Origin of the sequence: Yoonia sp. (genome assembly GCF_036770585.1) — a bacterium.
Lineage (GTDB): Bacteria > Pseudomonadota > Alphaproteobacteria > Rhodobacterales > Rhodobacteraceae > Yoonia.
Window position 1 is genome coordinate 1 of sequence record NZ_DAIPIW010000037.1, and the last position, 23741, is coordinate 23741.

General features: G+C 62.2%; 25 protein-coding genes. 15 read left to right on the forward strand and 10 right to left on the reverse strand.

Annotated elements, in window-relative coordinates; genetic code table 11:
• The 4 genes from V7N12_RS08335 to V7N12_RS08350 form a co-directional block, all read left to right on the forward strand.
• Positions 1 to 1397 (forward strand): gamma-glutamyltransferase family protein (locus V7N12_RS08335; RefSeq protein ID WP_333713978.1); only part of this gene is annotated, 1397 nt, incomplete at its 5' end.
• A gap of 215 nt (positions 1398 to 1612) precedes the next feature.
• Positions 1613 to 2995: an aspartate aminotransferase family protein gene (locus tag V7N12_RS08340; protein ID WP_443089946.1), complete on the forward strand. Its 1383-nt coding sequence runs from the start codon at positions 1613 to 1615 to the stop codon at positions 2993 to 2995.
• A gap of 2 nt (positions 2996 to 2997) precedes the next feature.
• Positions 2998 to 4386 (forward strand): glutamine synthetase family protein, encoded by a 1389-nt coding sequence (locus V7N12_RS08345; RefSeq protein ID WP_333713981.1) that lies wholly within the window; start codon positions 2998 to 3000, stop codon positions 4384 to 4386.
• A 174-nt stretch (positions 4387 to 4560) separates the two neighbouring features.
• Positions 4561 to 5535 (forward strand): hypothetical protein, encoded by a 975-nt coding sequence (locus V7N12_RS08350; RefSeq protein ID WP_333713982.1) that lies wholly within the window; start codon positions 4561 to 4563, stop codon positions 5533 to 5535.
• A 54-nt stretch (positions 5536 to 5589) separates the two neighbouring features.
• Here the strand turns inward: V7N12_RS08350 and V7N12_RS08355 are convergent, their stop codons facing one another.
• A complete protein-coding gene (locus tag V7N12_RS08355; protein WP_333713983.1) occupies positions 5590 to 5799 on the reverse strand; it encodes a cold-shock protein in 210 nt (69 codons plus the stop codon).
• A gap of 150 nt (positions 5800 to 5949) precedes the next feature.
• Here V7N12_RS08355 and V7N12_RS08360 point away from each other — a divergent pair, with 150 nt between their 5' ends.
• Positions 5950 to 6285, forward strand: coding sequence for an arsenate reductase family protein (locus tag V7N12_RS08360; protein ID WP_333713985.1), 336 nt, complete (start codon positions 5950 to 5952; stop codon positions 6283 to 6285).
• Positions 6286 to 6323: 38 nt separating this feature from the next.
• Positions 6324 to 6692 carry a hypothetical protein gene (locus V7N12_RS08365; protein ID WP_333713986.1) on the forward strand — a complete coding sequence of 123 codons (369 nt, stop codon included), beginning with the start codon at positions 6324 to 6326 and terminating at the stop codon, positions 6690 to 6692.
• On the opposite strand, the gene V7N12_RS08370 is transcribed toward V7N12_RS08365, so the two are convergent.
• From V7N12_RS08370 to thrS, 5 genes are all read right to left on the reverse strand, one after another.
• A complete protein-coding gene (locus V7N12_RS08370; RefSeq protein ID WP_333713988.1) occupies positions 6676 to 7224 on the reverse strand; it encodes a DoxX family membrane protein in 549 nt (182 codons plus the stop codon). The genes V7N12_RS08365 and V7N12_RS08370 overlap by 17 nt on opposite strands.
• Positions 7225 to 7235: 11 nt before the next feature.
• Positions 7236 to 7976 carry an HvfC/BufC N-terminal domain-containing protein gene (locus tag V7N12_RS08375; protein WP_333713990.1) on the reverse strand — a complete coding sequence of 247 codons (741 nt, stop codon included), beginning with the start codon at positions 7974 to 7976 and terminating at the stop codon, positions 7236 to 7238.
• A complete protein-coding gene (gene bufB / locus V7N12_RS08380; protein ID WP_333713992.1) occupies positions 7973 to 8827 on the reverse strand; it encodes an MNIO family bufferin maturase in 855 nt (284 codons plus the stop codon). The genes V7N12_RS08375 and bufB overlap by 4 nt, the downstream gene beginning before the upstream one ends.
• A 62-nt stretch (positions 8828 to 8889) precedes the next feature.
• Positions 8890 to 9192, reverse strand: coding sequence for a BufA1 family periplasmic bufferin-type metallophore (locus V7N12_RS08385; RefSeq protein ID WP_333713993.1), 303 nt, complete (start codon positions 9190 to 9192; stop codon positions 8890 to 8892).
• A gap of 239 nt (positions 9193 to 9431) precedes the next feature.
• Positions 9432 to 11378, reverse strand: a complete 1947-nt coding sequence (gene thrS / locus V7N12_RS08390) for a threonine--tRNA ligase (protein ID WP_333713994.1) — start codon at positions 11376 to 11378, stop codon at positions 9432 to 9434.
• Positions 11379 to 11583: 205 nt separating this feature from the next.
• Here thrS and V7N12_RS08395 point away from each other — a divergent pair, with 205 nt between their 5' ends.
• The 6 genes from V7N12_RS08395 (at position 11584) to V7N12_RS08420 (ending at position 16969) form a co-directional block, all read left to right on the forward strand.
• Positions 11584 to 11829, forward strand: a complete 246-nt coding sequence (locus tag V7N12_RS08395; RefSeq protein WP_333713995.1) for a hypothetical protein — start codon at positions 11584 to 11586, stop codon at positions 11827 to 11829.
• A gap of 59 nt (positions 11830 to 11888) precedes the next feature.
• Positions 11889 to 13160 carry an MFS transporter gene (locus V7N12_RS08400; RefSeq protein ID WP_333713996.1) on the forward strand — a complete coding sequence of 424 codons (1272 nt, stop codon included), beginning with the start codon at positions 11889 to 11891 and terminating at the stop codon, positions 13158 to 13160.
• Entirely contained in the window at positions 13153 to 13893 is a 741-nt protein-coding gene (locus V7N12_RS08405) for an alpha/beta fold hydrolase (protein WP_333713999.1), read from the forward strand. The genes V7N12_RS08400 and V7N12_RS08405 overlap by 8 nt, the downstream gene beginning before the upstream one ends.
• A 72-nt stretch (positions 13894 to 13965) precedes the next feature.
• Positions 13966 to 15303: an MFS transporter gene (locus V7N12_RS08410; protein ID WP_333714000.1), complete on the forward strand. Its 1338-nt coding sequence runs from the start codon at positions 13966 to 13968 to the stop codon at positions 15301 to 15303.
• Positions 15300 to 16172 (forward strand): alpha/beta hydrolase, encoded by an 873-nt coding sequence (locus tag V7N12_RS08415; protein ID WP_333714002.1) that lies wholly within the window; start codon positions 15300 to 15302, stop codon positions 16170 to 16172. Before V7N12_RS08410 ends, V7N12_RS08415 begins: the two co-directional genes overlap by 4 nt.
• A gap of 83 nt (positions 16173 to 16255) precedes the next feature.
• Positions 16256 to 16969: an alpha/beta fold hydrolase gene (locus tag V7N12_RS08420; protein WP_333714004.1), complete on the forward strand. Its 714-nt coding sequence runs from the start codon at positions 16256 to 16258 to the stop codon at positions 16967 to 16969.
• On the opposite strand, the gene phaZ is transcribed toward V7N12_RS08420, so the two are convergent.
• A complete protein-coding gene (gene phaZ / locus V7N12_RS08425) occupies positions 16970 to 18241 on the reverse strand; it encodes a polyhydroxyalkanoate depolymerase (RefSeq protein ID WP_333714005.1) in 1272 nt (423 codons plus the stop codon). It lies immediately after the preceding gene.
• Positions 18242 to 18309: 68 nt separating this feature from the next.
• Here phaZ and V7N12_RS08430 point away from each other — a divergent pair, with 68 nt between their 5' ends.
• The 3 genes from V7N12_RS08430 to phaR all read left to right on the forward strand — a co-directional run bounded on the left by V7N12_RS08430 (position 18310) and on the right by phaR (position 21415).
• A complete protein-coding gene (locus V7N12_RS08430) occupies positions 18310 to 20112 on the forward strand; it encodes a PHA/PHB synthase family protein (RefSeq protein WP_333714006.1) in 1803 nt (600 codons plus the stop codon).
• A gap of 156 nt (positions 20113 to 20268) precedes the next feature.
• Entirely contained in the window at positions 20269 to 20718 is a 450-nt protein-coding gene (locus V7N12_RS08435; protein WP_333714007.1) for a Phasin, read from the forward strand.
• Between the two features lie 157 nt (positions 20719 to 20875).
• The gene (phaR, locus tag V7N12_RS08440; RefSeq protein WP_333714008.1) at positions 20876 to 21415 is read left to right on the forward strand and encodes a polyhydroxyalkanoate synthesis repressor PhaR; all 540 of its coding nucleotides are present in this window, start codon (positions 20876 to 20878) and stop codon (positions 21413 to 21415) included.
• A 73-nt stretch (positions 21416 to 21488) separates the two neighbouring features.
• On the opposite strand, the gene V7N12_RS08445 is transcribed toward phaR, so the two are convergent.
• The 3 genes from V7N12_RS08445 to V7N12_RS08455 form a co-directional block, all read right to left on the reverse strand.
• Positions 21489 to 21722, reverse strand: a complete 234-nt coding sequence (locus V7N12_RS08445) for an N-(5'-phosphoribosyl)anthranilate isomerase (protein WP_333714009.1) — start codon at positions 21720 to 21722, stop codon at positions 21489 to 21491.
• A 45-nt stretch (positions 21723 to 21767) separates the two neighbouring features.
• The gene (locus V7N12_RS08450; protein ID WP_333714011.1) at positions 21768 to 23108 is read right to left on the reverse strand and encodes an NAD(P)/FAD-dependent oxidoreductase; all 1341 of its coding nucleotides are present in this window, start codon (positions 23106 to 23108) and stop codon (positions 21768 to 21770) included.
• Positions 23075 to 23741, reverse strand: a 667-nt coding sequence (locus V7N12_RS08455; protein WP_443089947.1) for a glutamine synthetase family protein, incomplete at its 5' end; no start/stop codon positions are given. The genes V7N12_RS08450 and V7N12_RS08455, both read right to left, overlap by 34 nt.

Here is a 23741-nt window from a genome sequence, read left to right on the forward strand (position 1 = left end):
ATGCGTTCTGTATTCTCTGGGACGGCGACCGGTTGCATGGCCTGAACGCATCGGGGCGGGCGCCGCAGGGGTGGACCCCGGACTACTTCAGGGGCCACCGGACAATGCCGTTTCACGGCTGGGACAGCGTCACCGTGCCCGGTGCCGTGTCGGGCTGGGTCGCCCTGTCAGACCAGTTCGGCAAGCTGCCGTTCGCGACCCTCTTCGAGCCCGCGATAGGCTATGCGGAAAGGGGCTTTCCGGTTTCGCCCGTGATCGCAAAACTTTGGGAGATGGGCGCTGCGACACTGAAGGACCAGCCCGGTTTCGCGGCCAACTTTCTGCGCGATGGCCGCGCCCCTCTGGCTGGCGAGATTTATGCCAACCCCGACTTGGGCCGCAGTCTGCGCCTGATTGCGCAAACGCGGGGCAGGGCGTTTTACGAAGGCGAGCTGGCCGAAAGGATCGAGGCCTTCGCCATCGCGCATGGTGCGGCCATGCGCATCGCCGATCTGGCCGCGCAAAAGGCGGATTGGTGCGGCACCATCCACAAGGATTTTGACGATGTGACGCTGCACGAGATCCCGCCGAACGGGCAGGGGATCGCCGGGCTGATGGGCCTCGGCATGTTGGATCACACCGGTATCCGTGACCTCGATGCGGATGATCCGCGTGCGCTGCACCTGCAGATCGAAGCGATGAAACTCGCCCTGCGCGACGCCGAGGCCTATGTGGCGGACATCGACCACATGACCGAAGTGACCCCCGAGGATTTGCTCGATGATGGCTATCTGGCGAGCCGTGCGCGGCTGATCGATCCCGATCGTGCGACGGATTTCAAGACCGGCAAGCCGCCCGCGCGGGGGACCGTCTATCTTTCGGCGGCGGATGCCGCGGGCATGATGGTGTCCTTCATCCAGTCGAATTATGCAGGCTTCGGGTCAGGCGTCACGGTGCCCGGGACCGGCATCCATCTGCAAAACCGCGGTGCCGGTTTCTCTTTGGACCCGAAAAGCCAGAACGTCGTGGCGCCCGGCAAGCGTCCGTTTCACACGATCATCCCCGCCTTCCTGATGAAGGGCGACACACCCCTGATGAGCTTCGGCGTCATGGGCGGGCCGATGCAGGCGCAAGGTCATCTGCAGATGACGCTGCGGACCCAGCTTTGGCGACAGGATGTGCAGATGGCGGTGGATGCCCCCCGGTGGCGGGCGACGGGGGGGCTTGGCCTTGCCTGCGAAACAACCTTCCCAAAGGCCACCTTGCAGCGCTTGTCCGACATGGGCCACGCGGTCGAACGCGAGGCACCGGACAACGCTTTCGGTTTCGGCGGCGCGCAACTGATCGCAAGGCTGGATAGCGGTGCCTATGCCGCAGGATCGGACCCGCGCAAGGATGGGCAGGCGGTCGGGTTCTGACGACCCGATCTGCATCTCGCAAGGCCAAAGGCGCAGGCCGTTTCCGGTGCCGGGAGGTCGGCCACCTCTGGCAGGCAGCCGCGGCGAACGGCTTCGTCACAGACTGCCCCAAAATACGTTTGACAGCGACAGCAACTCGGAACACTCAATGATCGGGCCCGCAAGCAAACGCGCGGGCGGCTGCCCATCAAACAACAGGAAGATCAATGACATCCATGTCGCAAAGACAAGATGAGCGGATGGTTGCGGGACTGGATCGGAAGGTGTTGACCACCTTCGCCTTGCGCGAGGCTGAAAGATACACGCAGTCCCGACCGCAGTGTCGCGCCGCACTCGACGCCGGAGCGGGGCCGTGGCTGGCGGGCGTGCCGATGCATTGGATGCGCGATTGGCCATCGCCGTTTCCGCTGGTGGTCAAATCGGCGCGCGATGCGGTGCTGACCGATCTGGACGGCCACAGGTTGGATGATTTCTGCCTCGGCGATACCGGCTCGATGTTCGGACATTCGCCCAAGCCCGTCCGTCGGGCGATCCGTCGGCAGGCGCGGCATGGGCTGACCTACATGTTGCCATCAAAGGCCGCGCTGAATGCCGGTGCCCTGCTGCAAAAGCGGTTCGGGGCCTTCATCTGGCAGGTCACCCTCAGCGCCACCGACGCCAACCGCCATGCATTGCGGGTTGCCCGCGCGGTCACGGGACGGCGCAAGGTGCTGGTCTTCAACGGCTGCTACCACGGCACCCTTGAAGATACGATGGTGGAACTGGTGGATGGCCGCACCGAGGCCCGCGCCGGTCTGGTCGGGCAGGGGTTCGATCTGCGCACGGGTGCTGTCTGTGTCGAATTCAACGATCTTGCGGGGGTCGAGGCGGCGCTGGCCGCAGGCGATGTCGCCGCGATCCTGACCGAGCCCGTGATGACCAATTCCTGCATGGTCCTGCCCGAGGCGGGGTTTCTGGACGGGCTGCGGCAACTCGCCGACCGTCACGGCGCGCTCTTGATCATCGACGAAACCCATACCCAGTCATCGGGGCCGGGCGGCTACACCGGCGTGCATGGCTTGAAGCCCGATATGTTCGTCATCGGAAAATGCGTGGCGGGCGGGATGCCGACCGCGCTCTGGGGCATGACCGATGCACTTGCCGCCCGTTTCCGCGCCTATGACGCTGCGCGCCCTTCGGGGCATTCCGGCATGGGGACGACCCTTGCCGGCAACCCGATGCAATTCGCCTGTCTCGAAGCGACGATGGCCGAGGTCGCCACCGCCGAGGCCTTTGCGGCGATGGACAAGGGTGCCGCGCGGCTTGAAAAGGGGTTGTCCGAGGTCATCGCCGCCGCCGGTTTGCCTTGGCATGTGGTGCGTGTCGGCGCGCGGGTCGAATTCATCTGTGCCCCGGGCCCCCTGCGCAATGGCACCGAGGCCGCGGCCGCCCATCAGCCACCCGTCGAAGCGGCGGTGCATCTGGGGCTTCTCAATCGCGGATGCCTGATCGCCCCCTTCCACAACATGATGCTTGTCAGCCCCGTCACGCAGACCGGACAGATCGACCGGTTGGTCGCGGCCTTTTCCGAAGTGGTGGCTGAATTGAAAGGAAACTGACCATGTCCAACATCAGCCCCAGCGGATCGACGCCCGAGGAAGCGACGGCATTTCTGGCCGCACACCCCGAGGTCGAGGCGATCGACATCCTGTTGCACGACTCCAACGGGATCGGTCGTGGAAAGATCATCCGCCGCCACGAGCTCTTGTCGCTCTATCGCAATGGTCGCCATCTGCCGATCTCGATTCTCGGGCTGGATATCCTGGGCGAGGATGTCGACGAGACCGGACTGATCTGGGACACCGGCGATGGTGACCTGCGGGCCTGGCCGGTGCCGGGCTCGCTGGCGATGCTGCACGGCACCGCCCCCGCGCGGGCCGAGCTGTTTCTGACGCAGTTCGAGCTTGACGGAACACCCATGCTGTCGGACCCGCGCCACGCCTTGGCGCGGCAGGCGAGCGCGCTGAAAGAGATGGGACTGCATCCTGCGGCCGCCTTCGAGCTGGAGTTCTTCCTGCTCGACCCCGAACGCGGACCCGATGGGCAGATGCAGCCGGCGCGCGATGTGCTGGACGGCCGCCACTCTGCAAGGACAGAGGTCTATTCCGTCGACCACCTGATCGGCATGCAGCCCCTGTTCGATGACATCTATGCCGGTGCCCGTGCCGCCGGTATCACCGCCGAGACCCTGATTTCGGAATATGCGCCGGGCCAGTATGAACTGACGCTGCACTACCGACCGGACATCATGCAGGCCGCCGACGATCTTGTGCGCCTGAAACGGATCGTGCGGGCACAGGCCCGGCGGCACGGCGTGGTTGCCTGTTTCATGGCCAAACCCCTGGCGGATTACGCCGGGTCGGGCATGCATCTGCATGTCAGCCTGAACGATGCCGAGGGACAGAACCTGCTTGCCGAAAACCCGGGCGAGGGCCTGACCGCGAACCTGCGCCACGCCGTCGGGGGGCTGTTGCAGACGATGGGCGAAACGATGCTTGTCTTTGCACCGCATGCCAACAGTTGGCGGCGTTTCGCGCGGCAAAGCTATGCGCCCGTCTCGCCGACATGGGGAACCAACAACCGCTCTGTCGCGGTGCGCATCCCTGCCGGACCAGTGGCGGCGCGCCGGATCGAGCATCGCCTGTCGGGGGTGGATGCGAACCCCTACCTTGTCGCCGCCACCGTTCTGGCCGCGATCCGCAAGGGGATTGCCGAAGGGATCGATCCCGGACCACAGACCACCGGCAACGGATACGAGGCTGAAGGCACAGCGTCGATCCCCCGTGACTGGGGGGCGGCCATCGCTGCGGCCAAGGGGTCTCGGTTTCTGGCGGACGCGCTTGGGCAAGAGATGCACCGGACCTTTACGGCGGTCAAAGCCTCGGAACATGCACTGGTCGCGCGCACGATCCCGGACGTGGATTTCGACCTTTATCTGCACAGGGTCTGATCGCGCGGGGGGGCAGCCACGCGCAGATGCAACGGTGCAGGGCCGATCTTGCAAAGAACAGGGGCAAGGCCGCCCTATCCGACCCCACGATCGCGACGCCGCCGAGTTTTCGCTTTATGAAACAATCGATCGCGTCATAATGGCGGTATTTTCATAGCTATAGAGGCCCCGTCCGTGATCTTCTTTCGCGCCATTCCATTTTCATTCTCGATCCTCTGGCGCTATTTGATCGCCTTTCCCGTCCTGGTCATCATGCTGGTTGTCTTCGGCCTGATCGCCGCCATCCTTGCCTTCATCGCGTCGATGTTGTCGACTTTCGTGTCAGTGCTGATCATTGTTGCCTTCGGTGTCGGGGCAACGGCGATCCCTGTGATGGTCGGGCTGCGCGTCGGGCTACAGGCGCATTACCTGAAGCCCAAGATCAACTATGTGCAGATGTTGAAGCCTGCCATCGGTTACGGTCTGTTCGAGGCCGTCGTGATCCTGATGATCCTTGGAGTGGCCGGGGCGGTCTTCTTGTTCTTCTCTTCCATGACGCCGCTCGAGATGATCGCACTTGGTGAAATTGATGAAGATGCTTTGCTCGAAACGCTGATCGCGACCGATCCCCTTTTGGCATGGGGGCTGATCGCCTTTGTCGCCCTTGCGACATTCGCGATCCGCGCAGCACTGCTTGTGCCCCTTGCCGGCGCGTCCATCGGGGTCGACCCCTCTGGCCGTCCGCATACCCCGTTCTTCGGCTTCGGCAGCGGGTTTCTGTCGGTCTTCGCGCTGGTCCTGTTGTCCCAGCTGGGTCTGTCTTTCTCGGTGCCGATCGCCATTTTCGGGCTTGGGATCCTCGGCATCGCGCAGGATGCCGTGATGCAGATCCTGCTTGTCGCCGATGGCTTCAAAGGGCCCGATGACCTTGCCGATCTCGGTCGCGAGGCCCTGATCCTGATCGGCACCGTCGTCTTTCTGTCGCTGTTTTTCTTCAGCCTGCAATGCGCCGGAGCCGTGCTGGTCTTTCTCGACAAATACAAAGAGGTGAAAAACCGCCAGAAAGCCTTCGATGAAGTCATGCGCGAGGAAGAAGAGCGCGCAAAGCCGATGCAGGACACCGATTTGCGCGAACTGCTACGCAGCAGGATGCCCGAACGCAAATACTGACGCGGGGGCCGCCACTGCACCCGCGCTGCACATCGTTCAAGGAAGATGTCCCGTTTAGCTGGCCTTGGCGATATTGCCGGCCATCTTGCGCCCGTCGCGCCCTTCGATCAAATCGAAGGTCACTTTCTCGTTGTCGGCCAAACCGGTCAGACCGGACTGCTCGACTGCTGAAATGTGCACAAAAATATCGGTGCCCCCACCATCGGGAGCGATAAACCCGTAGCCTTTGGTCGTATTGAACCACTTTACGGTGCCAGTCGGCATGTCCGTTCTCCTTTGTCGTCAAGACAGGGGCCGCGAAACCATTTGCAGCCTCATGTCTTGCTTCCGAGCATTGCGGCTTTTTTGTAAAACGCAAATGACACGGATCGTCGCGGCTGGTATCAGCGGCACTTTGCACAAAACGGAGGCGAAATGCGAATTTTTGGTCTGAAATCATGCGACACATGCCGTAAAGCGCTCAAGGCGCTTGCCGCGGCAGGATATGACCCCGTGGTGATCGACGTCAGGACCGACGGGATTCCCGAGGCTGATCTGCTGCGCATCATCGGCGCATTTGACGCGGCGGCCATCAATCGGGCCTCGACCACGTGGCGGGCGCTTTCGGAATCGCAGAAAGCGCAGGACCCTTTGACGCTTCTCAGGGCCCATCCGACAGTGATGAAACGTCCCGTGATCGACCACCATGGGACGCTGACCATTGGCTGGAAGCCAGAGGTGCAGGCGAAATATCTTGGCGGAACGGCCTAGGCTGATTATGTCGTCGTCAGAGCAGTAAGGAGACCCCCATGCGCAACGCCGCAAGCATCCTCGGCATCATCGGCGGCCTGATCGGTATCATCGTCGGACTTTTCGGCTACGGTTATGCCGAATTGTCGGAACGTCACAACGAAGTGGGCGAGATTTTCGGCTTTCTGGAAAACCCCGGTTTCATCCGTTTTGCCAGCTTCATCGCGCCGCTTCTGGCGATTGCGGGCGGGGCCATGGCCAAATACCGCGCGCTCTGGGGCGGTATCCTGATGCTGGTCAGCTGTTTCTTTTTCTACTCTGCCTTCGGCTTCAACGTGGGCACGATGTTCCCGATCGGCTTTGTCGGATTGGCCGGCATTCTGGCGATTGCCGCAGGCAAGCCGGACGAGCCTAAGGCGCACTTCTGAAGATCAGCCGATCGACCGAGAGCGCCCCTGCGCCCTTGAAGACAAGGATCAAAAGGCCCAGCACCCAGAAGGCGCGTTGATCGAGGATCAGCGCGTCCGAGGCGCGGTCGAACCATGCCCCGAAGGCAGCGGGATCTGCGATGGCCCCGTGCCCGAAAAGGTCGGTCAGCGATTGCACGACGATAAATCCGATCATGCCGAGTGCCGCAAGGCGTGTCAGAAGACCGATCAGGATCAGAAGGGGCAGCACGAACTCTGCCACCGTTCCGGCGACCACGACGGCCCAATGGAACAGCCCCAGTTGCGAGACGTCATAGCCGACCGCCTCCATCTGCTTGGGGAATATCTGTGCATAGGCCCCGAGCGAGGGATTGAAGACACCGAAAAAACCGTCGCCCAGCTTGGTCAGCCCAGAATTCCAGTAATAGACCAGCAACACACCGGCAAAGACAAGACGGGCAAAGAGGGGCAGCGCCTCGTCACCTATCCGGTTGATCGGACGTGCAAGACGGGTCGGCGAAAGCGCGGTCATGGGGATACCTTTCAGTGGATTTCGGTTACAGCGCCTTGTGCGAGCAAAAGGCCAAGCACCGCGCCAAGGTCCAGCGTGTCGTCCGATGACGCCAGCGCGTGACCCAGCGATTTGCCTTGCGACAGCGCCTTTACACAGGCTGCTCCGGCGGCGTTGATGGCGTGGATTTGCGGATCAAAGCCGGGGCGGGTGATCAACACGGCCTCGGGCTGCATGACCGGTTTGGGTGCGCCGGTTTGGGTGTTCGCGCGGTAGATCGCGTGGATGGGGAAATCAGAGGTGATCGTCCTGACGGCAGGCGCCAGCCGAAGTCTCGTCTCCATCAGCGCGTCGGGCGCAATCGCGGCAAGTGCCTCGGGCTGGACGGGGTCCGCGTCGGCCGCATGATAGGCCTGCCGCAGCGCCAGTTCGAGCTTTGCCACATCCGGCAGGTAGCCGAGTGTCCTGGTGGGGCCGAAACGGCGCAGAAACTGCGGCATGGCCTCGCCGTAGAACATCATGAGCGGTGATTTCGGCGGATGGGTGCGCAGAAAGACGCCCGCCATCGCACGAAAGAATTCATCCCCCAGAAGCTTGCGAGTAACGGGGAATGCGGTCTCCAGCGCATCGGACAGGCCGACTGCCACGTTGTTGCGATAGACGTCGAAGCGTTTGCTGGCGGGGGCACCATCGGGGTTCACGATCCCTGCGGGCAGGGCAACGGCGGCATCCAGCATCGCGGTGCGGAATTGGGACTGGGTCACCCTGGTCATGCGCGCACCTGTGCCAGCGCGCGGTCCGCCTTGACGATCTCGGTGTTCAGCACCGGCCAATCCGGCACGTCATTGTCCCATTCGATCAGCACCGGCTTGGGGCCAGAGCGGGCAAGCGTCTTGTCCAGCAGCGCCCAGACCGGATCGACGACCGCGCGCCCGTGGCTGTCGATCAGCAGGGGGGCGCCGGTTTCGTCTGCATCCTCGTCATGGCCGCCAAGGTGGATTTCACCCACCGCCTCAAGCGGGAAGGCGGCGATATAGTCCTGCGGCGAGGTCTTGAGGTTGGTGGCGCTGACGAAGACGTTGTTGACGTCCAGCAGCAGTCCGCAACCTGTCCGCTGCACCAGATCGCGCAGGAAATCGGTCTCTGACATCGTGGATTCGGCAAAGGCCAGATAGCTGGACGGGTTTTCCAGCAGCATCCGCCGCCCGAGCGTGTCCTGGACTTGGGAAATGTGCGAGGCGACGCGGGCAAGCGTCTGGGGCGTAAAGGGCAGGGGCAACAGATCGTTGAAGAAATGGCTGTCATGGGTGGACCATGCCAGATGTTCGGAAAAGCTGGCGGGGTTCAGCCAGCCTACCAGATGTTTCAGACGGGCAAGGTGATCGCGGTCCAGATCGCCCTCACCCCCGATGGAAAGACCCACGCCGTGGACCGAGATGGGGAAATGCTCGGCCAGATGACGCAATTGGGCGATGGGACGTCCGCCGTCCCCCATGTAGTTTTCTGCATGGATTTCCAGCCAGCCGAGGGCGGCGGGCTTTTCCATGATCTGCGTGTAGTGTTGCGGCTTGTAGCCGACACCGGGGCGCGCAGGCAGAAAGGATGGGGGTGTTGCGTCCAGCATGGGTCTGTCCCTTGGGGGTGGTGGAACAGGGCGGCGCTTGGCCGCCCTGAACAAATCGCGGTTTACGCAGGCAGATCGCGGTCCAGCTCTTCGAGTGAGCCCATGCGCGCGGTTCCATCCGCCATCGCGGGCAGTGCGATGTCGCCGCAGCTGCCGGCGGGGACCAGCGTCCAGGCGTTGCCCTGATAGTCGACGGTCGATGTGCCGGCGCATGTCGTGCCGGGGCCGGCTGCACAATCGTTTTCACCGGCGAGCGAGACGCCGAAGCATTTTTCGTTTTCCTGAGCGGTGGCCGAGCCAGCGATACCGGCAACGGCAGAGGCGACGGCAGTCGCCAGAATGATGGTCTTGGTGACGTTGGACATGGGATAGTTTCCTTCGGTTTGGGTCATGTTTCGGATTTTCACCACGACGGGCGATGACCGAAGCCTAGCTGCGAAGACCATTGATGGACCATTCACACGCCCGTGCATCGCGGCGGCGTGAGATGGCGTGCGCGATTGCTGCGCTGCGGCAGGCCGTCGCACCTGAAAAAGCCAACAAAAACAGAAAGCCCGCCGATGGTGCCGTCGGCGGGTTTGTTACAGCATCGCGGCTTTGAATGTTACAGTAGGTCCGGCGGGGTCGCGGCCCCACCCAGTTCCGCCACGATCTCGGCCAGAGATGTTACAGAGGTCTGGGTCTCGCCCAAGCGCCGGACGGTCACCGTCTTTTCCGCGACCTCGCGCGCGCCCAAGGCCAGAATCACCGGCACCTTGCCGACTGAATGCTCGCGGACCTTGAAGTTGATCTTTTCGTTGCGCAGGTCGGCCTCGGCGCGGACGCCCGCCTTCTTCAGGGCATCGACAACGTCCATCGCGTAGTCGTCCGCATCGGACACGATCGTCGCCACGACCACCTGACGCGGTGCCAGCCAGAACGGCAGCTTGCCGGCGTGTTCCTCGATCAGGATACCGATGAAACGCTCGAACGATCCCAGCGTCGCGCGGTGCAGCATGACGGGGCGGTGCTTGGCGCCATCCTCGCCGATGTAGGTGGCATCCAGACGCTCGGGCAGCACGAAGTCCACCTGATGCGTTCCGCACTGCCAGTCACGGCCAATGGCGTCGGTCAGGACGAATTCCAGCTTGGGTCCGTAAAAGGCCCCCTCGCCGGGGTTCAGTTCCGGCTCGATCCCGGCGGCGCGGGTGGCGGCCAGCAAAGCGGCCTCGGCCTTGTCCCAGACCGCATCCGAACCGGCGCGGGTCTTGGGGCGGTCAGAGAACTTGACCTTGAAACGCTCGAACCCGAGGTCCTTGTAGATTTCGCCCAGGAAGCGGATGAACGCGGCTGTTTCGCTTTCGATCTGGCTTTCGCGGCAGAAGATATGCCCGTCGTCCTGCGTGAACCCGCGCACCCGCATGATGCCATGCAGCGCGCCCGAGGGTTCATAGCGGTTGCACGACCCAAACTCGGCCATGCGCAGCGGCAGGTCACGGTAGGATTTCAGACCCTGATTGAAGATCTGCACATGGCAGGGGCAGTTCATCGGCTTGAGCGCATTGACCGCCTTTTCGCGGGCGTGTTCCTCGTCCACCTCGACGATGAACATGTGGTCCTGATATTTCTCCCAGTGACCCGAGGCCTCCCACAGCTTGCGGTCGACGACCTGCGGGGTGTTCACCTCGACATAGCCGCCCTTGCGCTGCTGGCGGCGCATGTAGTCCTGCAGCGTCGTGTAGACCGTCCAGCCGTTGGGGTGCCAGAAGACCTGCCCCGGGGCCTCTTCCTGCATGTGGAACAAGTCCATCTCGCGGCCCAGTTTGCGGTGGTCGCGCTTGGCGGCCTCTTCCAGCATGTTCAGATGCGCGCGCAGGCCTTCCTTGTTGGTGAAGGCCGTGCCGTAGATACGTTGCAGCATCGCGCGGTTGCTGTCGCCGCGCCAATAGGCACCGGCAATCGACATCAGCTTGAAGCCATCGGCGGGGACTTGCCCTGTGTTCTGCAAATGCGGCCCACGACAAAGGTCCTGCCAATCCCCGTGCCAATACATCCGCAAGGGTTCGTCCCCGGGGATGCTTTCGATCAGTTCGACCTTATAGGGCTCGCCACGGTCCTTGTAATACTGGATCGCGCGGTCACGGTCCCAGACTTCGGTGCGGACCTCGTCACGGGCGTTGATGATCTCTTTCATCTTCTTTTCGATCAGGCCCAGATCATCGGGCGAGAAAGCTTCGGCGCGGTCGAAATCGTAATACCAGCCGTCCTTGATGACAGGACCGATGGTGACCTGCGTTTCGGGCCAGATGTCCTGCACGGCACGCGCCATGATATGCGCCAGATCGTGACGGACGAGTTCCAGCGCGGGGGCTTCGTCCTTCATCGTGTTGATGGCGATTGTCGCGTCTGCCGTGATCGGCCACTGAAGGTCCCAGTGCTGGCCGTTCACGGTTGCGGAAATGGCTTTCTTGCGCAGGCTTGTCGAAATATCGGCGGCCACGTCGCCAGCGGTCACGCCAGCCGCATACTGTCGTGAATTGCCATCGGGAAAGGTCAGGGAAATCTGTGCCATAAGGGCCGTCTCCTCGTCGGTTTGGCGCCCACGGAACGCCCGGTTGCGGGTATATGTGGCGGTTGAATGCCTTTGCGCGCGGTCAAGGTCAAGCCATATGCGCGCGGCTCATGAAATGTATGCAGAGATATACGTTGACTGCGACCGATCAATCTCTAAAGACGACCTAGTTTCCGATGGGAAACCAAGATGCAGGGGACCGTTCATGCCAAGCTACAATCGCCAGTTTGATCTCAGTATCGCCGATGTCGACATGATCGAAGAAGCGCTGCGCGCCCGCGGGCGCGAGCTGTCGCGGATGCGGCTGGCCTTGTCCGAGGAAAATCCCGCCCATCTGGAATCGATCCGCGTGATCGAACAGGACCAGCGCGAGAACGAGGAACTGCTTGGCCGGTTGCATGACCAGAAAATCTTTTATCGGCCAAAGGCTGCGGTCTACGTCGGCGGATAATCTGCCGGAAACGTGACAATTCCCTCTGCGCACTACCCTTCATCCCGAAGGGATAGAGCATGAAAGAAACAACAGCCGAACGTATCTTTGACGCCGTCACCGAAGATCGGACAGGTGAATCCGACCTGAGCGACAAGGCGAAGGCGGTGGAACCGAAGAATTTTCTTCGGCATCTTGTCGCGCTGTCGTTCAGCAAGATTTCCGATGGTCTGATCGACCCCAAGCTTGTATTGAGCTGGCTCTTGGTCAACCTCGGGGCCGGTGCGTTCTGGGTTGGCTTGCTTGTGCCGGTCCGCGAAGCCGGTGCGTTGCTGCCGCAACTCTTCACGGCACCCTACATCGGCCGTGCCGCGATCCGTAAGTGGTTCTGGGCGGGTGGCACGCTGGTTCAGGGATTGATGGCCGGCGCGATTGCTTGGGCGGCGCTGACGCAAGAAGGGCAGGCTGCGGGTCTTACCATCGTTGCCTGTCTCGCCGTTCTTGCGGTCGCGCGGTCGGTCTGTTCGGCCAGTTACAAGGATGTTCTGGGCAAGACGGTCGAGAGATCGCGCCGTGGCACGGCAACGGGCTTTGCCAGTTCGGCATCGGCTGCGGGGGTTATCGTCTTCGCTCTGGTCCTTTTGTCGGGGTGGGAGCAGCGTTACACGCTTGTGATCGCCGCGATCGCACTGGCCGCATGTCTCTGGGTCGGGGCTGCCGCGGTCTTTGCGACGATGCGTGAATTTCCCTCGGAAGGCCGAGACACCTCTACCCCCGCGCAGTTTCGATTGCTGGCAGAGGACCCGCAGCTGACGCGCTTCATTCTTGTGCGCAGTCTTCTGGTCGGGACAGCGCTTGCGCCGCCGTATCTTGTGGCCCTGCAGCCCGAAAACGCGATCGGGCAGTTGGGTGGACTGGTGCTGGCCTCGGCGCTTGCCTCGCTCTTGTCGTCTTATGTCTGGGGACGGCTGTCGGACCGTTCCTCGCGCAGGGTGCTCTTGTTGGCGGGGCTGGCGGGCGGAGCCGTTCTGGCCGCGCTCGCCTTGCTGGCGCTGGCTGGTGCCGCCACGATGGCCGGCCTGATTCCCGCGGCGCTGTTCGGTGTGATGATTGCCCACCACGGTGTCCGGCAGGGACGCGCGACCCATCTGGTCGATATGGCCGACGCCGATGACAGGGCAAGCTATACCGCGCTGTCCAACACGGTCGTGGGGCTTGTCCTGATGGGGGCCGGCGCGGTCTCGGCGGCGCTTGCCGCGATCAGCCTCCCGCTGGTCATTGGCCTTTTTGCGGCGATGTGTTTTGCTGCCGCCGTTGCCGCAAGGGGACTGGATGAGGTGCAGAATGCCTGACTATCTGACGACCGACCAGGGCCGCAGGATTGCCTATCACCTGACCCAAGGAGAAGGTCCGGCGGTTGTGTTCCTTGGCGGTTTCAAATCCGACATGCAGGGCACCAAGGCCCTGCACCTGCAGGCTTGGGCCGAATCGCAAGGCCGCGCGTTTCTGCGGTTCGACTATTCCGGCCATGGTGAAAGCAGCGGGGCTTTCACCGACGGCTGTATCGGCGACTGGTTCGCGGACGCCTCGGCGGCGCTGTCGCTGATCGACGGTCCTGCGGTTCTGGTCGGCTCCAGCATGGGCGGGTGGATATCCTTGCTGGTGGCCCGCGCGATGCCGGAAAAGGTCGCGGGGCTGATGACCATCGCAGCGGCACCAGATTTCACCGAAGACAGCATGTGGGCGGGTTTCACAAAGGCGCAGAAGGCGGAATTGATGGCGGGGCAGGTGGCTTTGCCGTCCGACTATGGCGAGCCCTACATCATCACGCGCCGCCTGATCGAAGAAGGGCGCACCCGTCTTGTCCTGCGCGATCCGCTGCCGCTGCCGTTTCCGGTGCGTTTCCTGCAAGGCACCGCGGACGCCGATGTGGATATGTCCGTCGCCCTGCGCCTGCTTGACCACGCGGAAGGCCCCGATATGCGCCTGACACTGGTGAAGGGGGCGGACCACCGGTTTTCCGACGACGACTGCCTGAACCTCATCGTCGCGAGCGTCACAGAGGTTCTCGCCCGCGCCACCTGACGCCACGTTTTCCTTTGGCAAAATTCGCGGCCCTGCATAGGGTGCGAAACAGCCTTGGGGGAGAGAGAACACATGGCGCTATCAATGGGGCAGAAGGCGGGCTGGGGCCTTGCCGATATGGGGATCGTGGTCTTCGTGGTGGTCAAGCAGCTTTTGGTGCTGACCTATCTGACAGCCTATCTTGGCGTGCCGGTTGGCATCGCGGGTTTCGTGACCACCGCCGTCCTGATCTTCGACATCATCACCGACCCGCTGGTGGGGTATCTGTCGGACAAGACCAACAGCCGGTTCGGGCGTCGCGCACCATGGATGTTCGTGGGTGTTCTGGTCATGGCGGCGGGGATGGTCGGTCTGTTTTCCGTGCCCGCAGGGCTGGGCATGGGCGGAAACGTCGGTTGGGTCGTCGCCTTCTTCGGGCTGGCCACAATCGGGTTCACCATGGTCGCGATCCCTTATGGCGCACAGGCCGGAGAGATCACGCAGGATCCCAAGGAACGCTCGGTCATGACGGGCTGGCGCATGGCTTTCGCCAGCATCGGCATCCTGATCGGCGGCGCGCTGATCCCCGGTCTGGCGGCGGGCATGGGCTATGCGGCGGCGGCGCTGCTGGTCACACCGCTGATGGTGGGGGCGGTCTGGCTGTCGCTTTGGACGATCCGCAAGGCGCCAAGGATCGAAACGCCCGCGACCGAGGGCATCGCAGGCATCATCGGGCTGGTCTTGGCGAACCGTGCCTTCATGGTGCTGGTCATTCTCTACGGTGTCATGACGCTGGCCATCGCGATGATCACGGCGGGGCTGCCTTTTGCCGCGCTCTATCTGATCATCGACAGCGGCGACACGATGTTGTCGGGGGCGGCTGCCGCGCTGACCACGCTCAGCCTGTTGTTCGCGGCTTTCGTGGTGGGGTCGATCCTTAGTCAGGCGGTCTGGGTGCTCTTGTCGCACCGGATGGGCAAGCTTGGGGCGCTGGTGCTGGGTCTGTCGCTCTATGTGGTTTTGCTTTATGCGCTCTACGCGGTGCTGCCCTCGGTCAATGTCACCGCCATTGCGGGCATGTTCGTTCTGGCCGGGATGACAAACGGCGCCTACCAGCAGATCCCATGGGCGATCTATCCTGACCTGATGGATGTCACCCGCCGCGAAAGCGGGGCGGCGATCGAGGGCGCGTTTTCCGCCGTCTGGCTTTTCGGGCAGAAGCTGGCCAATGCGCTGGCACCTGCGGTGCTGGGACTGACGCTGGCGGCAGCGGGCTGGCAGGAAACCACCGGCGGGACGGTGCCGCAGACCGATGCGGCGATTGCAACGCTGCAAATGGCGATCACGCTGATCCCTGCGGGGATCCTTCTGGCCGCGATCCTTGGGCTGATGCTGGTCTACCGTCCGATGGCGGTGCGTGCCCTGGCGTGACCGTGCGTGACCTTGCGACAATCGAGGCAGCACTCAGGGCATCCGAAGCGAAGGTCCCCGACCTGCGGCCGGGCTGCGAAAAGCGGATCATCTGGGCGGGCGACCCCGCCCGGGCGACCGATATCAGCGTTCTTTTCATCCACGGCTTTTCCGCCTCGCCCGAAGAGATCAGGCCCTTGCCGGATATGGTGGCCAAGGCGCTGGGCGCCAACCTGCATTTCACGCGCCTGACCGGACATGGTCAGGACGGGGCCGCCATGGGGCGGGCGACGCTGGCGGCATGGCAGGCGGATGTGGCCGAGGCGCTGGAGATTGCCGCCACCATCGGCAAGCGCGTGATCGTCATCGGCTGCTCGACCGGCTGCACGCTGGCGACACTGGCCCTGGCGCAGGGGGCGAGGGCACATGCCATGGTGCATGTCTCGCCCAACTTCGGGCTGACCCATCGACTGGCGCAGGTCCTGCTGGACTTGCCCTGGTCCAGACACTGGTCCCACCTGATCGCCGGACGCGAGCGGCGGTTTCCCACGATCAGCGCGGCACATGCCGCCTATTGGACCCCCCGCTATCCGACCAAGGCGGTGCATGTGATGGCGGATGCGGTGCGGGCCGCCCTGGCAGCGGATCTCGGGCAGATCGGAACCCCCGCTCTGTTCTGCTATAATGAGACCGATCAGGTCGTCTCTGCCCGCCGGACGCGCAAGGTGATGGCGCGCTGGGGTGCACCGGTCGCCGACTACAGGTTCCAGCAGGGTCCGGATGATGACGCCATGGGGCATCTGATGGCGGGCGATATCTTTTCCCCGCGACAGACCGGTCCTGCCGTCACGCGGATTTTGGCTTGGCTGGATGCCTTGCCCGGCGACTAACACTTGCCAATGGCCGATATGCCATTGGATAGTCGCGGTCAGAGCCACGACAGATGGCCGAGCAGTCGAAGGTGTGACGATCCATGTCCCGCGAAGCCCTTGTGATGATTCCGCCGATCCTCTGCAATGCGCGGGTGTTTTTTCCGCAACTGCGCGCCCTTTGCCAGGACCATGCCGTGATGGTCGCGCCGGGCAGTTGTGGCGAAAGGATGGAAGAGATCGCAAGCCAGATCCTCGACTGGACACCGGCAAGGTTCTCGCTCTTGGGTGTCGGCTTTGGCGGCATGGTCGCGATGGAGATGTTGCGCCGCGCGCCCGACCGCATCACGCGGATCGCGCTGATCAGCACCTCGGCGCAGGCCGAAACCCCCGAGGCCGCAGCGGCCCGCGAAGACCAGATCATCGCGGCCCGCGCGGGCCGGATGGAGGACGTCCTGGCGCATGAGATCAACTCGACATGGATGGGCCCCGCAGCGGACAAGACAGCCTTGGTGCGCCAATTGACCGAGATGGGACGCGATGTCGGCCCCGAGGCCTATATCAAACAGTCACGGGCCTTGCAGCGCCGTCGCGACCAACAGGACGTGCTGCGCAAGATCTCGCAGCCTGCGGCGATCATCTGCGGCAGCCATGACGGGCAATACCAGATCAAGCGGCACCAGTTTCTGGCCGATCTCATTCCCAACGCGCGTTTCGAGGTGATCGAGGGGGCGGGCTACATGCCGATGTTGGAAAAGCCCGATGCCGTCACCGATGCGCTGCACCGGTGGATCAGGATGCCGCTGGTCCTGCGCTGACTAGGACAGCTTCACGACATTGCCGACGTTCGCACCTTTGCCATCGGTATGCGCATCGATGAAATCCAGCACATGCGGGCGGATATTGTTGCGCCAGCTCTTGCCGGCGAAAATCCCGTAGTGACCCGCACCGGGTTCCAGATGCGCGGCCTTCTTGTCGTCCGGCAGCCCCGTCAGCAGATCAAGCGCCGCAAGACATTGGCCGGGGGCAGAGATGTCGTCTTTCTCGCCTTCGACGATATTGACCGCGACCGTGGTGATCTTGCCGAAATCGACCTTGTGACCCGCCACGACGAACGCGTTGCGGGCAATCTCGCGCCCCTTGAAGATGCGTTCGACGGTCGAAAGGTAAAACTCGGCCGTCATGTCCATCACGGCAAGGTATTCATCGTAGAAGGTATTGTGGCGGTCGTGATCCGAGGCCTCGCCCTTGGCGACGCTGATGATTTCGTCGCGGAAAGAATTCGCGTGCGTTTCCAGATTCATCGAGATGAAAGAGCCAAGCTGCAGCAGGCCCGGATAGACCATCCGACCGACCCCGGCATATTTGAAACCGACGCGCTGGATCATGGTCTCTTCCAATTGGCCCATGGTGACGGTGCGGCCGAAATCGGTGACCTCTGTGGCATTCGCCTCGGGATCGACGGGACCGCCGATCAGGGTCAGCGTGCGGGGCTGTGCCTTGGGATCAAGCTCGGCCAGGTAGGCTGTGGCGGCCAGCGTCAGCGGCACGGGCTGGCACACGGCGATCACATGGGTATCGGGCCCCAGCGCGCGCATGAAATCCATCAGATAGAGGGTGTAATCCTCGATATCGAACTTGCCGGCGCTGACGGGGATATCGCGCGCATTGTGCCAGTCGGTGACATAGACATCGGCATCGGGCAGAAGGCTGATGACGGTCTTGCGCAACAGCGTGGCATAGTGCCCCGACATCGGGGCCACCAGCATGATGCGGCGGCTGCGGTCGGGGCGGTTGCCGACGCGAAAGCGGATCAGGTCGCCGAAGGGACGCGCCACGACAGTTTCGGTGGAGACAACCATATCCGTGCCGTCGAAGTTTGTCTGGACGGGGATATCCCAGTCCGGCTTGGCCACCATGCGGGCGAATGTGCGCTCGGTCACTTCGCCCCAGGCTTTCAGCCAGTCCATGGCTGGATTTGCGCCCCAAGACATGATTGGATACGACGCATAAGCGCGGGCCGTCGCGCCCATCCATTGGTTTGTGTTGCGAATGGTCTCCATCAGGTCGTAGGTCAGCATGTACTTCATTTGGTCGAACTCCGATGGTTGCGCGCACACCCATGCTGCACTTGCAGCATATACTTGGGATTGGGAACATGACAACAAATGATTTGGAGTCAACAGGGGCGCTCGGGCCGCATGCGGCCAAGCTCGAGGCCAATCTGGCAAAGGTCGAAGAGCTGACCCAAAGGTTGCTGCGTGTGATGGGGCAGGGGCGACAGGTTGCGCCTGCTTTGCAGGGTCCAAGCCAGGATCTCTACATGAAGGCGGCCACCGCCTACATGACCGAAATGATGCACAATCCCGCCAAGCTGATCGAACACCAGATCGAATTCTGGGGGAAATCGGTCAAACATTTCGTCGAGGCACAGCACCTTCTGGCGCAGGGCAAGCTGGAGCCACCCAAGGACGAAACCCCCAAAGACCGCCGCTTCAGTCACGAGCTTTGGGACACCAACCCCTACTTCAACTTCATCAAGCAGCAGTACCTGATGAACGCGCAAGCCGTGCAGCAGGCTGTCGAGGATATCGAAACCCTGGACGAGGGCGAAAAGCAGCGGCTGCGGTATTTCAGCCAGCAGCTTGTCGACATGATCAGCCCGACGAATTTCCTGGCAACCAACCCCGAGGCGCTTGCGCTGGCCGCCGAAACCGAGGGTGAAAGCCTTGTTGCGGGGCTGGAAAACCTGATTGCCGATCTCGAAGCCAATGATGGTGACCTTGTGGTCACGCTGGCCGACAAGTCAGCATTTAGACTGGGCGAGAACCTTGCCACCACCCCGGGGTCGGTTGTTTTCCGCAACCACATGTTCGAGCTGATCCAATACGCGCCCAGCACCGAACAGGTCCATGAGATCCCGCTGCTGATCTTTCCGCCCTGGATCAACAAGTTCTACATCATGGATCTCAAGCCGCAGAACAGTCTGATCAAATGGGCGGTCGATCAGGGCTATACGGTCTTTGTGGTGTCCTGGGTGAACCCGGACGCCAAGTATCGCGAGACGTCGATGACCGACTACGTCGAGGACGGTTACCTGACCGCCATCGCGCAGGTGAAGGCGATCTGCGATGTCAAGAAGGTCAACGCGGTCGGCTATTGCATCGCGGGGACGACCTTGTCCCTGACGCTGGCGCTGATGAAAAAGCGCAAGGATACCAGTGTCAACGCGGCGACTTTCTTTACCACGCTGACCGATTTCTCGGACCGGGGCGAGGTCGGGGTTTTCCTTGACGACGACTTCGTGGACGGGATCGAGCATGAAGTGCAGGAGCATGGCATCCTCGACAGTTTCTTCATGTCGCGGACGTTTTCCTTCCTGCGGTCCAACGACCTGATCTACACACCCGCGATCAAGAGCTACATGATGGGCAAGGCGCCCCCGGCCTTCGATCTGCTGTATTGGAACGGCGACGGCACCAATCTGCCCGCCAAGATGGCGGTCGAATACCTGCGCGGACTTTGCCAGCAGGACAAGTTCGCAAGCTCCGGTTTTGACGTGGCCGGCGAGACTGTGCGCCTGAGGGATGTGACCGTGCCGCTGTTCGCGGTCGCCTGCGAGACCGACCATATCGCGGCATGGAAGAGCAGCTACAACGGCGTGGCCAGGATGGGGTCGAAGGACAAGACCTTCGTGCTGTCGCAAAGCGGCCATATCGCCGGGATCATCAACCCGCCCACCAAGAACAAATACGGCCATTACACCAACCCCGAAATGGGGCTGACCAATGACGACTGGCGCGAAACGGCGGATTTTCACGAAGGCTCGTGGTGGCCCCGATGGGATGCCTGGTTGTCGCAGAAATCAGGCAAACAAGTCACAGCCCGCACCCCCGGAAGCGATGATTTCCCCGTGCTGGCCCCTGCGCCGGGAACCTATGTCGCAGCTAAACCTTCATAATTCCAAGGCTTTTCGCAAGCGCAGCAAATTTATGCTGCATTGCAGAAAAAAGACTTGAAATGCTGCACTGCAGCACGCATATTGGTGTCACAGGATAACCGCGGGTGCCTTGGACGAAACAGCCCGCATCGAACACCTTATCAAGGGGCTAGACAAATGGCTAAGACACAAGACTTCACCGCGATCTTCAAAGACATGACAGGCGCATTCCCCGTCGATACCAAAGCAATGGAAGATGCTTTCAAGAACCAGACCGTTCTGGCCGAGAAAATGTCTGCCGTCGCACTCGACGCAGCCGGCAAATCCGCCGAGATCTCTTCGAAGTGGACCATGGACACCATCGCCAAAATGGGCGCCATGTCGAAAGCAAAGGCAGAGCCTGCGGATTACGCAAAGGCGATCACTGACTTCGCATCCGCACAGGCCGAAGCCGCTGCCGAGCATATGTCGGCTTTCGCTGAAATCGCGAAAAAAGTGCAGACCCAAACGATGGAACTGGTTCTGGCCGCTGGCAAGGACATGTCGGAAGACATGACCAAAGCCGCAAAGAAAGCGACTGACGACATGACAGCCGCTGCCAAGAAGGCAACCACGGCGGCAAAGTAAGCGCCAAGGACGATCGTCCCGATCCTCCCTCGGGATAGATGTCATGAAAGACGGTCCGCCGGTGCGGGCCGTCTTTTCGTATGCAGCAATGTCTTTCCTTTTTAGCAGGCGCGGCATAGTCTTCTGTGCACCGCAATACGTCCGGGAGGGCAGACCGATGGCAGAGACCGACAAACCGCTCTTGATCAAGCGCTATGCCAGCCGCCGTTTGTACAATACCGAAACAAGCGACTATGTGACGCTGGAAGATATCGCCGCCTTCATCCGTGAAGGGCGCGAGGTGCAGATCGTCGACCTCAAATCGGGGGATGACCTGACGCGCCAGTATCTGTTGCAGATCATCGCCGAGCACGAAAGCCGTGGCGAAAGCGTCTTGCCGGTTGATGTGCTGACCGATCTGGTGCGTAGCTACACCAGTCAGGCGGCCTCTGTGGTGCCAAGCTTTCTTCAGGCCAGTTTCGAGATGCTGCGCGAGGGGCAATCGAAAGCGCTGGAAAACATGAGCAAGGCGAACCCGATGGCCGCGATGCCGGGTTTCGAGGCGATGCGCGCCCAGCAAGAGGCGTTTTTCAAGGCGATGACGGGCAACATGATGGCCCCCCCGACGCCGAAGCAATCGGAAGACAGTGACGATCTGGACGACATCAAGGAACAGCTTTCGGCCCTGCAGGCCAAGTTGTCGAAGATGGGCAAGTAGGGGGCCTGTATTGTTCATCGGGTCGGCCATGGGATTTCTAGAAATCCCATAAGGGACCAATCCGAAGAAACTGTTAACAGACGACCTCGATCTGGCCGCTGTCGCAGACGATGACGAAGTGGCGCGGTGTTCTGACCAAACGAAAATGCCGGCGTTCAACCTCGGCGACAAAGGCGCGAACGCCCACCTCGCGTTCGACGTCCACGATTTGCCGCCGGATCACACCACCGGATCGGGCCGCCTGACAGTGAAAGACCTGTTCCAGCCAATCACGGCCATGGGGGATGTTGCGCTGTGCATCGTTCATCCACCCAGCCTGCCGCAACGCTGGTTAACATCACGTAAAGCCCTGTCAGAGCCCCAGCCTGTCCCGCAGTGCAAACCACGTCATCGCCAGCCGCCGGATCGGATCGCGCAGCAAAAGGCCGCCCGGAAAGTCCGGCACGTCGAGTGTGGCCAGCGTGTCGAACCTGTCAGCCTGACCGGCAATCGCTTCCGCCAGCACTTTCCCCGCCAGACCCGACAGCGCGACGCCCTGACCGGTATAACCCGCCGCCGAGACGATGTTCGGGGCCACCCGCTGAATCGCGGGCAGCTTTGTCGCCGTGATCCCCAATGTCCCACCCCAGGCATAGTCGATCCGCACGCCGCGCAGTTGCGGAAACATCTTCTCGATCCGTCCGCCCATTTCCGTCGCTAGATCTTTCGGAAACCCGATCCCATAGGCCGCCCGCCCGCCATAGAGCAGCCGGCCGTCGTCGGACAGCCGGTAGTAGGTCTTGACGAACTTGGTGTCGCTGACGGCAATATCCTCGGCCAGAACGTCCTTTGCCCTGTCGCCAAGCGGTTCGGTCGCCGCGATATAGCTGTTCGCAGGCAGGATCTTCGCTGTCACCGCGCGGTTGATGTTCGGCAGATAGCCGTTGCCTGCGAGTATGACATGATGTGCGGTGATCTGACCCTTGCCGGTCCGCAGCGTCACTGGATCGCCCTCTGCGATGTGGTGCACCTCGGTGCGTTCGAAGATGCGCGCCCCGGCCGCCTCGGCCAGCCGTGCCAGACCAAAGACGTAGCGCAAGGGATGGATGTGCCCTGCGCCCATGTCGAACGTCCCGCCGTAGTAGTCGGTGGTCTTGATCAGCCGTCGCATGTCGTCCCGGTCAAGCTGACGGATGGCATCATAACCGTAGGTGTCCTGCAGGAAGGCCGCTTCGCGGTGCATATCCGCAACCTCGCCCGGTTTTGTCGCACATTCCGCGATCCCGGGGCGGAACCGGGCCTCGGGGATCGCGGTGGCGCAAAGGTCTCGCACGGTGTCCTTGGCGTCCTGCGTGATCTGCCAGAGGTCGCGGGCATGCGCGGCCCCATACCGCGCGGCGATCTCGCTATGGGGATAGTTGTAGCCGCTCCAGACCTGACCGCCATTCCGGCCCGATGCCCCGAAACCGACGCGGTGCGCATCCACGACGATGACATCGAGGCCCTTCGCCGCCAGATGCCGCGCAGCCGACAATCCGGTAAAGCCTGCACCCACGATGCAGACATCGACGCTGACGGCCCCACGCAGGGCAGGGCGGTCGGGCGGGATATCGGCGCTGGCGACATACCAGCTATCGGGCAGTTCGCCCTGCTTTTCGTTGCGGTAGAGCGGCCCTGCCATCAGACGTTCAACAGCAGGTGTTCGCGTTCCCATGGGCTGATCACCTGCAGGAATTCGGTGTATTCGGCGCGTTTCACGATGGAATAGACCCGCGTGAAATCCTCGCCCAGCACCTTGTGCAGCTCCGTCGCCTCGTCAAAGAGGTCAAGCGCGGTCCAGAGCGACTCTGCCACTTCAGCCTCGCTGTCCGAGGCCTCGCCGCGCCAGCGTTTGTCCGGGCGGATCTCGTTCATCAGCCCCAGATAGCCGCTGGCGAGCGATGCCGCGATGCAAAGGTAGGGGTTGCAATCCATCCCGGGCAGGCGGTTCTCGATCCGCCGCGCCTCGGGGCTGGAGATCGGGATGCGGATGCCGGTCGTGCGGTTGTCGCGCCCCCATTCGAGGTTCACCGGCGCGGCCTCGCCCGGCACATAGCGGCGGTAGCTGTTCACGTAAGGGGCCATCAGCGCCATCGCGCTGGGCAAGTGTTCCTGCAAGCCGCCGATGAAATGAAAGAAGGCATCCGTCTCGCCGCCCTGCGGTCCGGTGAAGATATTCTTGCCGTCCTCGTCGATGACCGAATGGTGCACATGCATGGCCGAGCCCGGCTCGCCTTCGATCGGCTTGGCCATGAAGGTGGCGAAACAATCGTGTTTCAGCGCGGCCTCGCGGATCAGGCGCTTGAAA

Excerpts from the sequence above, each read along its gene's own strand:
- V7N12_RS08430 (WP_333714006.1), top strand. The coding sequence starts at position 18,310 with ATGACAACAAATGATTTGGAGTCAACAGGGGCGCTCGGGCCGCATGCG.
- V7N12_RS08345 (WP_333713981.1), top strand. The coding sequence starts at position 2,998 with ATGTCCAACATCAGCCCCAGCGGATCGACGCCCGAGGAAGCGACGGCA.
- V7N12_RS08340 (WP_443089946.1), top strand. The coding sequence starts at position 1,613 with ATGTCGCAAAGACAAGATGAGCGGATGGTTGCGGGACTGGATCGGAAG.
- V7N12_RS08385 (WP_333713993.1), bottom strand. The coding sequence starts at position 9,192 with ATGTCCAACGTCACCAAGACCATCATTCTGGCGACTGCCGTCGCCTCT.
- V7N12_RS08370 (WP_333713988.1), bottom strand. The coding sequence starts at position 7,224 with ATGACCGCGCTTTCGCCGACCCGTCTTGCACGTCCGATCAACCGGATA.
- V7N12_RS08400 (WP_333713996.1), top strand. The coding sequence starts at position 11,889 with ATGAAAGAAACAACAGCCGAACGTATCTTTGACGCCGTCACCGAAGAT.
- V7N12_RS08395 (WP_333713995.1), top strand. The coding sequence starts at position 11,584 with ATGCCAAGCTACAATCGCCAGTTTGATCTCAGTATCGCCGATGTCGAC.
- V7N12_RS08435 (WP_333714007.1), top strand. The coding sequence starts at position 20,269 with ATGGCTAAGACACAAGACTTCACCGCGATCTTCAAAGACATGACAGGC.
- V7N12_RS08445 (WP_333714009.1), bottom strand. The coding sequence starts at position 21,722 with ATGAACGATGCACAGCGCAACATCCCCCATGGCCGTGATTGGCTGGAA.
- V7N12_RS08410 (WP_333714000.1), top strand. The coding sequence starts at position 13,966 with ATGGCGCTATCAATGGGGCAGAAGGCGGGCTGGGGCCTTGCCGATATG.
- V7N12_RS08355 (WP_333713983.1), bottom strand. The coding sequence starts at position 5,799 with ATGCCGACTGGCACCGTAAAGTGGTTCAATACGACCAAAGGCTACGGG.
- bufB (WP_333713992.1), bottom strand. The coding sequence starts at position 8,827 with ATGCTGGACGCAACACCCCCATCCTTTCTGCCTGCGCGCCCCGGTGTC.
- phaZ (WP_333714005.1), bottom strand. The coding sequence starts at position 18,241 with ATGAAGTACATGCTGACCTACGACCTGATGGAGACCATTCGCAACACA.
- V7N12_RS08375 (WP_333713990.1), bottom strand. The coding sequence starts at position 7,976 with ATGACCAGGGTGACCCAGTCCCAATTCCGCACCGCGATGCTGGATGCC.
- V7N12_RS08420 (WP_333714004.1), top strand. The coding sequence starts at position 16,256 with ATGTCCCGCGAAGCCCTTGTGATGATTCCGCCGATCCTCTGCAATGCG.
- V7N12_RS08405 (WP_333713999.1), top strand. The coding sequence starts at position 13,153 with ATGCCTGACTATCTGACGACCGACCAGGGCCGCAGGATTGCCTATCAC.
- V7N12_RS08450 (WP_333714011.1), bottom strand. The coding sequence starts at position 23,108 with ATGGGAACGCGAACACCTGCTGTTGAACGTCTGATGGCAGGGCCGCTC.
- V7N12_RS08360 (WP_333713985.1), top strand. The coding sequence starts at position 5,950 with ATGCGAATTTTTGGTCTGAAATCATGCGACACATGCCGTAAAGCGCTC.
- phaR (WP_333714008.1), top strand. The coding sequence starts at position 20,876 with ATGGCAGAGACCGACAAACCGCTCTTGATCAAGCGCTATGCCAGCCGC.
- thrS (WP_333713994.1), bottom strand. The coding sequence starts at position 11,378 with ATGGCACAGATTTCCCTGACCTTTCCCGATGGCAATTCACGACAGTAT.
- V7N12_RS08365 (WP_333713986.1), top strand. The coding sequence starts at position 6,324 with ATGCGCAACGCCGCAAGCATCCTCGGCATCATCGGCGGCCTGATCGGT.